General features: G+C 52.3%; 14 protein-coding genes. All 14 read left to right on the forward strand.

Annotation, left to right across the window (positions count from 1 at the left end; genetic code table 11):
* Positions 1 to 7 precede the first annotated feature (7 nt).
* A complete protein-coding gene (locus tag ACOMDU_RS10965; RefSeq protein ID WP_421130344.1) occupies positions 8 to 1,084 on the forward strand; it encodes a DUF932 domain-containing protein in 1,077 nt (358 codons plus the stop codon).
* Positions 1,085 to 1,122: 38 nt separating this feature from the next.
* The gene (locus tag ACOMDU_RS10970; protein ID WP_421130345.1) at positions 1,123 to 1,965 is read left to right on the forward strand and encodes a hypothetical protein; all 843 of its coding nucleotides are present in this window, start codon (positions 1,123 to 1,125) and stop codon (positions 1,963 to 1,965) included.
* 97 nt (positions 1,966 to 2,062) lie between these two features.
* Positions 2,063 to 2,575, forward strand: a complete 513-nt coding sequence (locus tag ACOMDU_RS10975) for an ECF-type sigma factor (protein WP_212822145.1) — start codon at positions 2,063 to 2,065, stop codon at positions 2,573 to 2,575.
* A gap of 79 nt (positions 2,576 to 2,654) precedes the next feature.
* The gene (locus ACOMDU_RS10980) at positions 2,655 to 2,882 is read left to right on the forward strand and encodes a hypothetical protein (RefSeq protein WP_421130346.1); all 228 of its coding nucleotides are present in this window, start codon (positions 2,655 to 2,657) and stop codon (positions 2,880 to 2,882) included.
* 259 nt (positions 2,883 to 3,141) lie between these two features.
* Positions 3,142 to 4,026, forward strand: a complete 885-nt coding sequence (locus tag ACOMDU_RS10985) for a hypothetical protein (protein ID WP_421130347.1) — start codon at positions 3,142 to 3,144, stop codon at positions 4,024 to 4,026.
* A gap of 9 nt (positions 4,027 to 4,035) precedes the next feature.
* Positions 4,036 to 7,062 (forward strand): N-6 DNA methylase, encoded by a 3,027-nt coding sequence (locus tag ACOMDU_RS10990; RefSeq protein ID WP_421130348.1) that lies wholly within the window; start codon positions 4,036 to 4,038, stop codon positions 7,060 to 7,062.
* 295 nt (positions 7,063 to 7,357) lie between these two features.
* On the forward strand, positions 7,358 to 7,924 hold the full coding sequence (locus ACOMDU_RS10995) for a hypothetical protein (RefSeq protein WP_421130349.1): 567 nt from the start codon (positions 7,358 to 7,360) through the stop codon (positions 7,922 to 7,924).
* A complete protein-coding gene (locus ACOMDU_RS11000) occupies positions 7,921 to 8,271 on the forward strand; it encodes a hypothetical protein (protein WP_421130350.1) in 351 nt (116 codons plus the stop codon). Before ACOMDU_RS10995 ends, ACOMDU_RS11000 begins: the two co-directional genes overlap by 4 nt.
* A gap of 84 nt (positions 8,272 to 8,355) precedes the next feature.
* The gene (locus ACOMDU_RS11005) at positions 8,356 to 8,550 is read left to right on the forward strand and encodes a hypothetical protein (RefSeq protein WP_421130351.1); all 195 of its coding nucleotides are present in this window, start codon (positions 8,356 to 8,358) and stop codon (positions 8,548 to 8,550) included.
* 57 nt (positions 8,551 to 8,607) lie between these two features.
* Entirely contained in the window at positions 8,608 to 10,008 is a 1,401-nt protein-coding gene (locus ACOMDU_RS11010; protein WP_421130352.1) for an ATP-binding protein, read from the forward strand.
* 189 nt (positions 10,009 to 10,197) lie between these two features.
* A complete protein-coding gene (locus ACOMDU_RS11015) occupies positions 10,198 to 11,121 on the forward strand; it encodes a ParM/StbA family protein (protein WP_421130353.1) in 924 nt (307 codons plus the stop codon).
* A 5-nt stretch (positions 11,122 to 11,126) separates the two neighbouring features.
* Complete coding sequence (locus ACOMDU_RS11020) at positions 11,127 to 11,513, forward strand: hypothetical protein (RefSeq protein ID WP_421130354.1); 387 nt, start codon at positions 11,127 to 11,129, stop codon at positions 11,511 to 11,513.
* Between the two features lie 259 nt (positions 11,514 to 11,772).
* Positions 11,773 to 12,333 carry an RNA polymerase sigma factor gene (locus ACOMDU_RS11025; protein ID WP_421130355.1) on the forward strand — a complete coding sequence of 187 codons (561 nt, stop codon included), beginning with the start codon at positions 11,773 to 11,775 and terminating at the stop codon, positions 12,331 to 12,333.
* Positions 12,330 to 12,720, forward strand: a 391-nt coding sequence (locus ACOMDU_RS11030) for an anti-sigma-I factor RsgI family protein (protein ID WP_421130356.1), incomplete at its 3' end; no start/stop codon positions are given. The genes ACOMDU_RS11025 and ACOMDU_RS11030, both read left to right, overlap by 4 nt.

A 12,720-nucleotide genomic window follows, 5' to 3' on the forward strand; every position in this document is an offset into this window, starting at 1 on the left:
TGCTGCCATGAAAACAGGCTTAACCCTGGAGCAGCTTGCCGCGGAGATCACCCGGCAGCAGAGTGCCAAAGAGGATTATGTGGTCAATACCGGCAATCTTCGTCTGGAAAGCTATGGCCCCGACCTGGCACTCCGTGTGCTGGACAGTGACGGCGCAGACCGTATCGAACCGCTGGAGATCGGGGACATCGCCCACCGGCAGATCGGTACGCATCTGAGTATCCCTGCCAAGTACTATGAGCGAATGCGCAGCGAAGACCCCGGACTACTGGCACACAATGTCAACACATGGCTGGAGCGGACACCTGCCCAGCGCATGATCCGTGTGCTGGACGGTAAGGCACGCGCCTACCTCAGCAATCGTTATCTGCGTATGGACAACTACAGTATCGCCTCAGCGGTGCTGCCCATCCTGGCGGAGATCCCCGATGTGCGCATTGAGAGCTGCCAGATCACCGACTCCCGCATGTATATCAAGGCGGTCAATCCCCGTTTACAGGAGGATGTGACGCCGGGTGACACAGTGCAGGCCGGCGTGGTCATCAGCAATAGCGAGGTGGGCTTAGGATCTGTCAACATCCAGCCTCTGATCTACCGATTGGTATGCAGCAACGGTATGGTGGTCAACGACGCCGCCACAAAGCGCAACCATATTGGCCGGGCAACGGATGCGGAGGAGAACTTCCAGCTCTATTCCGAAAAGACGCTGGCTGCAGACGATCACGCTTTTCTGCTGAAGGTGCAGGACACTGTCCGTGCCGCCGCAGAGGAAGCGCGGTTCGCTCAGGTGGTGGGCATGATGCGGGAGGCTGCGGCCGTCCCCATGAACACCGCAGATGTACCCGGTGTTGTGAAGCTGGCCAGCAGACAGTTCGGCCTTACGGACTCGGAGGGTGAGGGCATCCTGCAACATCTGATCGAAGGCCATGACCTGAGCCTGTACGGTCTTTCCAATGCGGTAACACGGTACAGTCAAGACGTAAGCAGCTATGACCGCGCCTCAGATCTGGAGATCATCGGCTACAACATTCTGGCAATGCCCAGAAGTGTGTGGTCGCGGCTGAATCAGGTATCCGCGGCGTAATGTGAAAAAACAAAAAAGATAAAATGGAGGATCAAAAAATGAGTTATCCTGAAACTACTACGATGGCAACTGCCAGTGCATTCAACCTTCCCACCATGGCCGGCCTTGATTTCGGCAACGATGATCTTGCCGACGATATGGAGGGCTTGACGCTCTCATTCCCCAAGGTCAAGATCCCGTCCGGCGGCGCACTGCAATTCGAACTGCCTACCGGCGACCCGGAGAATCCGGAGTATACCCGTTTTCTGCAGGGCGTTATCCTGTATCACCATGCCAGTGGCGCGTATTGGCCCGAGGGCTGTGAATACGATGATAACACCGTCCCTCTGTGCTCCACCGTGGACGGAAAGCAGGGCTACGGTACGCCCGGTGGCGCCTGTGCTGCCTGCGAGCTGAACCGTTACGGGACGGCAACAGACGGAAAGGGGAAGGCCTGCAAGAATATGCGTATTCTGTATCTTCTGCAGGACGGTGACTATATCCCGCTGCAGCTCTCCCTGCCGCCTACCAGCCTGCGACCGTTCAATGATTTCATGAACGCCGCATTTGTGGCCCGGCGCCGTCCGGCATGGAGCAGCGTGGTGCAGATCGGCTTGAAGCGCGTGGACAACGGCAACAACACCTACAGCGTGGCGACCTTCCGTAAAGTAGAAGATCTCCAGCCTGAACAGGTGGGCGAGTTCCGCGCCTTTGTAGAGTCGTTCCGCCAGCAGGCGAAGGAGATGCTGAAGAACCGTGCGGAGCTGTCTGCCGCCCGTGAGGGTGAGGAGGACCAGTATGCCACCGCAAACACCGAGTATGCTGTTGCCGACAGCGGCCAGCATTTCTGCATTTCCGGTGCGGATGTGATCGATGGCGAGCGTGAGGAGCTTCCCCACTAAATGAACCTATCAGACCTTATAAGGATCTGAAACATGTGAAGAGCCGCAGTCTGTGTAAAACACAGGCTGCGGCTCCCAGCATATAGGAGGAACTGTAATGAATGAAAATACCCCCATGACCCCGGCGCAGCAGTTATTTGCGGAGGAGCATCACAATCTGGTCTATGCTTTTCTCAATGAGAAGAAGCTGCCGGAGGATGAGTATTACGATGTGGTGGTCTTTGGCTACTTGCAGGCAGTCATGGACTATACCACGCAGGGTGAGTCCAGCCGTTTCAGCTTCGCCACCATTGCATGGCGCAAGATGGAGAGCCGCCTGGCAGACCACTTCCGCCATCAGGCATCTACCAAGCGTGCAGCGCCGACGGTCAGCCTCAATGCTGTTATGGACGATGCCGGCCTGTCTCTGTCCGATATGCTCTCCGCAACGGATGAGAGCTTTCTGGAGATGGAGACCGGCCTGCTGTTCCACGATCTGGGCCGGCATATGCCCCGACGTGATATGAACGTACTGCGGCTCAAGGCAGATGGCTACGGTACGCGGGAGATCGCGCAGAGGGAGAATACCACCGTGCACATGGTGCGGAGTATTCTCAAGTGTGCCTATTAGATCATTCGCAAGCTGTTTTTCGATTCGGATAATGATTGCGCTTTTCACGACCACACAGGTCGAAGGAAGGAGAAAGAAAATGAATAAGAAGCAGGTCATTCTTACCGGCCGGTTGGCCGCACCGCTCTGCGAGGGCAGCCGTGCATGGATACGCCATCATAGCGGTCTGGTCTGCACCTCACGGGTCGTCCTTATCCAATCTCTCACTGACAGAAAGGCCGTTTTTGAGACCATGAACTCCATGTATCATGTGTCCTTGGAAACGTACCCTTTTGCGATGGAGCTGCCGGAAGCGATGTGCGCATAGTATGACGAATGGTATAGGAGGGCGGCAAACGCCGTCCTCCTATATCCCCATCTCCCAGTATAATGGGTATAATGGGATCGAAGGAAGCTAACATACCGATTTATGCGACAGTAAAGTCCGGTGTAAATCTATGCACCTTCCCCCGATACCAAACGTGTTAATCGAAGCAGCACAATAAGAAATAAACGCGGAGAAGCACCGCTGAATTGTTTGACGACAGTTCAGCGGTGCTTTTGTTTTTGTAGGAGGACTTTTAATTATGGGATTACTCGATAAATTGGAGCAAGTTGAGATCAAGGCGGATTCCCGCCTGCCGGAGGATGACCTGATGTTCTGCGAAACCCAGCAACAGGCGTATGATGAATCCTGCCGTGCGCTCCGTGAAATACGCCAACAGTGGAAAAAAGCGATTCAGGCGCAAAGAGACCTGCTCGGCATAGGGCAGGATGGGTCGCTGCCCTACTTTGGGAGCAATTACCGGTTCGGGATAACGGATTTGAACCGAGAACTGGAGAAGTTCCACAGTAGGTTCATCTCTGAACTCACACAGCATTTCAATGAGAAATATAGCGTAACGATCTCAACGGATGCCATCAAAGAGCATCTGATCCCCGCAGAGCCGGACCCGTATAGGTGCGATATGGATACGAGCAAGGAGTATCATCGCAATCTGCGGGCTCTTTCGCTGCACTATGAAGATGTGGTTGACCAGATGTTCATACAACTGGATGGACTCAGTTTTGTAGAACGCGCTTTTCAGGAGCTGCGTACCAAATGCTATAAAGCGGCGCATAGCTACAACGACAAGCCCAGCTACGACAGTAAAGGGGATACACTTCGCTTTGGCGGATACTTTTGCACCTGTGATGAAAATTGGGGTCGTGAAGACTGGAGCCTTGCAGACCGCATGAAGGATGTCCTTGCCGGCGTGGCGCACTTTGAAACCAATACCTTTGGGTGCAAGCCTGCGGGATTCTCCGAGCTGCTCGGTTATTCCGATGTGTCCACCCCAGTGTTTCAGTTCCCGGACTGCCAGAAGCTCATACAACTGCGCATGTTCAAAAATGGGCGCGTGGATCTGAAGTTTAAGACGGCGTCTATTGCAAAGGAGTTTGCCGAAACGTATCTTGACTATTCATGCTGAGGTGTCGTCATGAAGTATACACCCTCGACAGAATCGATCCCCCAGAGCAGTCGCAGAGCAGTTAACGAAAAGCTCCTGTACCTGATCGATAACAACTGCTGCGAAGCGTATGGTATCACGAAGCAGGATGTTTTTCAGGGTTATACAGGGGATGGGGGCCTGCACGGGCTTTCCCGGAAGAACTATCGGAGCTACCATACATACAGTGAGGCAAAAAAAGAACTGGAAAACGGCCAGTTCTTTACACCGCCCGCCTTGTGTCAGTTCGTGGCGGATTGCCTTCGACTGGAAGAGGACGATCTGGTAGCGGACCTCACCTGTGGGATGGGGAACTTCTTCAACGTAATGCCGGTGGAAGCCAATGTCTACGGCTGTGAATTGGACACCAAGGCATTCAAGGTGGCGTCATATCTTTATCCGGAGGCCAATCTGGTTAATAAGGATATTCGCAATTATATGCCGCAGGTACGCTTTGATTATGTGGTAGGTAACCCGCCCTTCAACCTGCAATGGATGGCTGAGAATGGAAAGGAGTATCTATCACAGCTCTACTACTGCTTGAAGGCTGCCCAATTCTTGAAGCCGCTGGGGATCCTGGCTTTGATCGTACCCAACTCATTTCTGGCCGACTCGTTTTCGGACAGCTCAATGATTCGGAAGATGGAGGCACAATTTCGGTTTCTTGGTCAGATCCTGTTGCCGGATGATACCTTTGCGCAGATGGGTGTTTCGCACTTCCCAATAAAGCTGCAGTTCTGGCAGAAGAAGGGCGTGGATTCCGAAACACCGGCTCGCTATCACACAGGAATGGATAACGATCTTTCCGGCGGCATCTATGCTGGTGCAGCACAAGCGATCCACATGTCGCTGCTGCAAATGCCAAAGGCCATGCTGAAGGAAAATCGCGCCAAGATCCTGCGGGAACTGGCAAAGGAGCGTCAAACCTCTGCATCGTTTACTTATACGGTAGAGAAGATGCTGTACCAAATCAGGATACATCCGTCCCTGAAGGATCGGTATGCCCAATGCTGCGCGTATCTGCATCGATTCTATACGGAGACACAGCCGCCAGAGATGCGATATGAGGAATGGTGCAAACGGCGGTTGACCGAGGCGAAGGTACTGCATTATCTTCGTCAGACACTCAGACGTCAGAACCGGCAGCCGGAACGTGATGAGATCCACCTTGTCAAGCGGGATTATTCATTCGCCTATAAAGGGTATAGTGCCGCAGTGCGACGCCGCATGAGCGAAGAGCTGCGCCAACCTATCCCAGTCTGTGAAGCAGTGCTGCGCGGTGAAACACTCCCCGGTTACGAACGGCTGCTGCGTAAAAAGCGGCATGAATACCTGATCCAGAGCCAGCCTTTTCAGGAAATGACCCCGGACACGGGAATTGGGAAATGGTTGGATGATTTCTGGTTATGGGATGCCGAGAACGAGGAGGAGATCCTGCTGAACGATACCCAACTCCACGACCTGAATCTTGCTCTGCAAAAGCGCTATACGCTGCTGCAATGGGAACAGGGTTCCGGTAAGACGCTGGCTGGCATTGCCTATGGGAAATACCGCATGGACAGACAAGGGTATCGTAACACCTGGGTCATTTCATCGGCCATCTCTATCCGCAATAACTGGAATGTGGTGCTGCCCAACTATGACGTGTCGTATGTGTTCGTGGAACGGCTGAGGGATCTGGAGCGGATCAAGCCCAGCGACTTTGTGCTGATGACCTTCAATGCGCTGTGCAAGTATCGCAGGCAGATCAAAAAATGGCTGAAGATCCATAGCCGCAAGACCTGTCTTGTACTGGATGAAAGCGATGAGATATGCAATCCGTACAGCAGCCGTGCCAAGGCGGTGCTGTCCTGTTTCAGACGATGCCAATCAAAACTGCTGACCACAGGAACCAGTACCCGGAACAACATCTCTGAGTTCGCACCGCAGATGGAATTGCTTTATAACAATTCCATCAATATGCTATCCTGCTGCCACACCATCTATCACTATGATAAGGACGGCACGGCGACACGAGAGACTAACCCGTGGTACGGTCAACCGATCCCGGCCTATCGTCGTGGCTACACGCTGTTTGCCAATTCACATCTGCCGGAGAAGATCACCGTATTTGGTGTCGGACAGCGCACACAGGACATCTACAATGCAGATATTCTGCGCGATATCCTCGCCAAGACAGTGATCACCCGTACCTTTGAGGAGGTCACCGGGAAGGACATCAAACGTATCCATCAAGAGCTCATTCCGTTTTCAGCGGAGGAGAAGGCCGTATGGGTACAGGCGGTCAAGGAGTTCCATACCATGCGCCAGAACTATTTCACCTCAACGAATAACGCGAGGAAAGACGCCATGCTGCGGATCATCCAGCAGATCACGCTTTTGCTGCGGATCAGTGCCGCGCCTAATACGGTTTCGGAGTATAGCGGCGAGCTTCCCGGGAAGCTGCGGAGAACGATCCAGCTTACCGGCAGCTGGGCAGAAGAGATCGTGGCCATAGGCGTCCGCCATACCGTGGTGCTGGACGCATATGCGGCAGCCCTGCGGGAAGCGTTTCCCAACCGGCCACTTTTCATTGTGACCGGCGCGACGACTACCTTTGCGAAACGCAGGGCATTACGGCAAACACTCCGCGAGAGCGGAAACGGCATCCTGCTGTGTACGCAGCAGAGCTTGCCCAGTTCAGTCAACTTCGAGTTCGTCAACAAAGTCATCATCCCGGAGCTGCACTATAACAACTCCCGCATGAGCCAGTTTTACATGCGCTTCATCCGCTTTAATTCCGTTGACTGGAAGGACATCTATTTCCTGACCTATGCACAGAGCATTGAGTCCAACCTGATGCAGATGATATTGGCAAAAGAGAAGCTCAATCTCTTCATGAAGGGCGACGAAGCAGATATGGATGATATTTACGAACGATTTGGAGTGGACTACGATCTCACATCGCTGCTGTTATACCGCGACATAGATGAAGACGGCCGTTTCAGCATTCGCTGGGGCGAACAGGAAATTGCGTAAAGGAGGTAGCGAGCATTGAGGCAAAGAGAAACCAAGGCGGAACGGTTCGTGCGTGTGGCTGAACAGCGCACACAACGAGCCGTAGACGCTATCCATTCGCTTTCTAATTGTGCAAGCCGTGTGTGTTACGATTACACGCCGGAACAGGTAGAACAGATCATAGCGGCACTGGAGGTGGAAGTAAGACGCCTACAAAGTGCATTTACGGGCGAAAACCGCTTTACACTGCGCCCATAAGTCAGAGGCCCCGGATGATTTCCGGGGCCTCAAATATAAGTCAATAAGGAGTATAAACATGAAAAGAGAATCTGCCCCGCAGGAGTATACCTGTCGGAATTGCCCGAAACGGTATTACCATGCGATCCCCGCGCCCCAGAAGTCAAAGGGACTCATGATGCACTTTGGCGAAAGCTATTGCACCCTGCCGAAGAGAGCCAGGCATCTTAAAAGCCGTGATCTGAACAGACGGGCACCGGAATGGTGCCCGAAGCGGAAAGTGCCGAACACGCTGCGGATCTACTATTACCGCAGCCCGGAAACGTATATGTTGGACAACGTGCTGCATCAGGGCTTTGCATTCACACCGCTGCCCACGGCAAGCCGCTATGCAATGGCATATGAGGGAACTTCCACGCTCTCCCCGCGGGAGTTTTGGCTAAAGCTGCTCACACAGAAGGATACGGAGCTGTTAGGCATAGAGGTCAAAGCCAAGTCCGTAGTAGAGATAGACGATGGGCTTGCCCCGTGCTTTTTCTTCAAAACGGAAGACGGCTATACGCGCTGTCAGTGCTTCGATGCTGATCGCGCACGCACCAACTGCATGGAAGGCTGGGAGGAATATAATCAGGAGGACATAAAATGATCATCAACCAAGAGGGTATGCGCTATACATACAACGGCATGACCTATACTGTCGGTGCCGCTGTCATGGCAACAGAGGCAAGTGAATATCGTGGACTTTATGGCACCATCACGGAGATCCGTGACGGATCTGACCGAGAGACAGAGAATGATACGCCTGACATCTATTGCTGTTTTGAACCACCTCTGTTTCAAGAGGAGATCCGGGAGCTGGAGCGACGCTTCACAGAACTATATCAATCGCCTAAGAAGCTCGACGAGATCACACTGGATATGGTTATCATGGCATCGGAGATGGTTCGGGTGATCTCGCCTCATCCCTCGGTGTGCAAGACATGCAAGGTCTAGCTCCTCACAATGCAGTTTACCACAAGCTGGGATTCGGGCTGCATTACAGAGCTGTACGCCGACTATAATATGGCGCGTTTTGCTATGCTGAAGGGCATCCGCGAAGAACAGGCAGAAGGCTGCGTAAAGGATTGGGCAGAGAAGGATGCTCTGGAGGAGGAATACTGCACAGATTTTTATGAGGCGTGGCATCGAGATGAATACTCTGAGAAACACTTTACCGCATCCATTGAAAAGCTGTCCCTTACATTGCCACAAAGAATTATAGAAGCGGAATGAAATTATGATTGAAATTATTATAATTTGGAGTATAATAATTGTAAAGGTGGTGATCGCATGCATGTATTTGTTGATCGACAGCAGGAGATGGAGACGCTGCAAAGTGAGTATGAGCGGAACGGCAGCGCACTTGTCGTACTGTATGGACGCCGGCGAGTGGGAAAGACTACGCTGATATCCGAGTTTATTCGGGATAAAAACGCCCTGTTTTTCCTTGCGAGTGAAGAGTCCGAAGCACAAAACCGAGCGGCATTCAAAGAGAAAGCGGCAGAATTCATTGATAGTGATCTTCTGCGTAATGCAGATGTCAAGAGCTGGGACGTGATATTCAAGGCAATCGTGGATGCCAAGCATAACAGCAAGCCCGTTATCGTACTGGATGAATTTCAGTATCTGGGCAAAGCGGAGCCTGCGTTCCCTTCCATTTTCCAGCGGATATGGGAAGAGATATTAAAGAACCAGTCTGTTATGGTCATTCTTTGCGGCTCCCTGATCTCCATGATGGAGTCCCAGACACTGGCCTACGGCAGCCCTTTATACGGAAGACGAACCGCGCAGATCCGGCTCAAGCAGATCCCATTCGCCTATTACCATGAGTTTTTCCCTGGCAAAACCCGCAGAGAACTCATTGAGCTATACTCTGTTACAGGCGGTGTTCCCAAATATATCGAGTTATTTTCGGAGAGTAGCGATATCTATCGTGCTATCCAGAAATGCGTATTGAACCGCTCCGGCTATCTCTATGATGAACCGCATTTTTTGCTGCAGCAGGAGGTCAGTGAGGTCGGCAGTTACTTTTCCATTATCAAGGCGATCGCGGCTGGAAACCACAAGCTTTCCTCGATTGCCTCTGTGTTAGAGGTCAAGTCAACGAACCTGACCAAGTACCTGAAGACCTTGATGGATCTGGATATTCTGGAACGAAGGGTGCCTGTCACAGAGGAAAATCCCGAGAAGAGCAAGCGCGGCCTTTACAAGATCAAGGATAACTATCTGCGGTTTTGGTTCGCATTTATCTATCCCAATATGAGCTTTATCGAAAGCGGGCATAGCGGTATCGTGATGGATAAGATCCACAGGGGACTCACTACCAGCCACATTGGCTTCGTATATGAGGACATCTGTGAGGAGCGGATGTGGGAATTGAATGTTAATAACACATGGCCGTTCCAGTTCTCCAAGCTGGGTGGGTATTGGGATGCCAAGAATGAGATCGACATTGCAGCTCTTGATCCGGAGGGCAAGAACCTGATTTTGGGAGAGTGCAAGTACTGGAAAGAACCCGTTGGTCTTAATGTCCTTCATGCGTTGGAAGCTAAGGCCTGCGATGTCGCATGGGAGCGGGATCGGCGAAAAGTGTGGTACGTCCTGTTCAGTATCTCCGGCTTCTTGGATGAGCTGCGCAATCATGCCGCAACACGGGACGATCTTCTTTTGATTGACGATGGAGAAAGATAGCTGATCGACCAGCCGGTTCAATATCTTCAAAACGCCCCAAAATTCTTTGAGGGAATTAAAGAAGTCCTGACAAATATGTATAAAACAGACGTGGAGATTTCCGCGTCTGTTTTTTTCCTATCTGTTGCAGTAATGCGTATTAAAGTCGTATAAACACAGTATAAGCACAAAAGAGAAGGAGCTGATCTTATGTTAGTCTGTGTAGACCACGGAAATAAACAAATTAAAACAGCCAGTGGGGTATTTACATCCGGACTGGTAGAGAGCGATACCCGTCCCCCTTTCGGTGACAACATTCTATTTTATCGGGGAAAATACTACACGCTCTCCGACCAGCGTATCCCCTATACCCGGGATAAAACAGAGGACGACCGATTTTTTATCCTGACGTTGTTCGCCATCGCTTACGAGATCAACACGGCGGGCCAGTATGTCCCGGATCGGCTGATGAACATTCAGCTTGCCGTTGGGCTGCCGCCTGCGCATTATGGAACGCAGTATAAACGCTTTGCCCAGTATTTCCTGAACCGCGGTGTGATCGGGTTTGAATTCAATGGGAGGAAATACTCCATCTGCATCACGGAGGCGGTCTGCTTCCCGCAGGCGCTGGCAGCCACGGCTCCGGTGTTCAAGCGGCTCCAGCTCGGCACGGTTGCCAAGGCCACTGTGATCGACATAGGCGGTTTTACTGCCGATTACCTCTCCCTGCGCTATGGCGCAGCAGACTGGGCTTCCTGCGATTCGCTGGAAAACGGCGTCATTACGCTCTATAACCGATTGCTGTCCAAGATTCGTGCCGACCATGATCTGCTGCTGGAGGAAACGGACATTGACTCCATTCTCACAGGTTGCAGTACAGAGTACGGCAGTGAGATCCAAACACTGGTAGAGCGCGGCGCGGAGTCCTTCGTGGCGGACCTTTTCCGTACTCTGCGGGAGCGGAAGATCGAGCTGCGTACCGGCAAGGTTATTTTTGTAGGCGGCGGCTCTCTGCTGCTTCGGAAACAGATCGAAAAGTCCGGTAAGGTCGGTACAGCCATCTTTGTGGAGGAGATCAGCGCCAACGCTGCCGGGTACGGGCTCTTGTATGCAGCTACGAAGACGAGTAGGTGATCCATATGGGCGAAAAGAAGGATTCCTTCAGATTTACCGTCCAATTCAATGCCGGTGACCCAAGCCACCAGCAGGTAGCCGCGATCTTGAACGAGCAGGGTCGGCGCAAGGCACAGTTCCTGGTCAACGCCGTGACCCACTATATGAATTGCCCGGAAACACCGGAGGCCGCGGCTGCGCCAAGGATAGACCGGCAAACAGTGGAGCAACTGGTTCGTGAGATACTGTCCAATATGCACCCGGAACCCGTACCCGCAATGGGCGAGGATATGCCCGGCTGCGATCCGGCTATTACGGCCTCTGAAGACATCCCCTTCGATGCCGCAGCCATGCTGGGAGAAGATGGCTTCCATTCGCTCATGGACTCATTGGCTGCGATACAGAAGCCGTGAAAGCGGCAGGTGATCATATGGAGCATACTTCGGCATACATAAATTTCCAGGAGCCAGACTGCGCGTATTACGCAGCCTGGCTCCTGACCTGTAAAGAGACAATGGTCGAAAGTAAGCCAGCACTTTCAGACCGGTAGAAATCGCCGCTCCCGCATGATATGATAAGCTTGAAGAAAAGTTTTCCTGTCCACGCAATGAATGGTTATTTTTGTTGTCTATATAAGTGAAAGGCCTTTACGCAGAAAGAAGGGAGGGCGCAATGAGAGACCATGAGATCATAGAATTGTACTGGGCGCGTAACGAGAGCGCGATTACCGCCACCACAGAAAAGTACGGGAACTACTGCCATACGATTGCATATAACATACTGCGTAACAAAGAGGATGCGGAGGAATGTGCCAACGACACATATCTCGGCGCATGGAATTCGATCCCGCCGCAGCGTCCGAGCCATTTGTCGATCTACTTAGGGAAAATCACGCGCAACCTCGCTCTGAACCGTTATAAGCGGTATACTGCCGAAAAACGCGGACACGGACAAGTAGTCCTCGCGCTGTCTGAGCTGGAAGCCTGCGTTCCTTCGGAAACGACTGTGGAGCAGACCATCGAAGAAAATGAGTTGGCTGCCGCCATTGACCGCTTCCTGTATGCAAAGCCCAAGCTGAACCGTAACATTTTTGTCCGCAGATACTATCATCTCTATGCAATACGGGATATTGCGGACGCATACGGAATGAGCGAGAGCAAGGTGACGTCTTTGCTTTTCCGTATGAGAAACGAATTAAGACGATTTCTTGAAAAGGAGGGAATTATGCTATGAAAACCGAAGTTCTTCTTCGTTCGATCGGAAAGATCAATGACGAGCTTATCGCTGACGCGGAAAGCGAAGCAAATACCAAAAGAAAGCCCGGCTGGGCCAAGCTTGGAACAATGGCTGCCTGCCTTGCACTGGCTCTCTGTACTGGCATCGCCACACATGCCATCCGAAGCAATGCGACAGCAGGTACCTTCACAATGGATGTCAACCCCAGCGTGGAATATACGATTGCCAAAAGCGGGAGCGTTAAGAATGTCCGCAGTCTGAACAGCGATGCGGAAAATGCGCTCAGCGATGTTGCGCTGGGAAAGCAGAGTGTCGAGACCGCTCTAACGCGCACGGTCGCCGCCTACGAGGCCTGCGGATACATGGAAAACGGCGAAGCGACGG

Origin of the sequence: Vescimonas sanitatis, from assembly GCF_049060325.1 — a bacterium.
Classification (GTDB): domain Bacteria; phylum Bacillota; class Clostridia; order Oscillospirales; family Oscillospiraceae; genus Vescimonas; species Vescimonas sanitatis.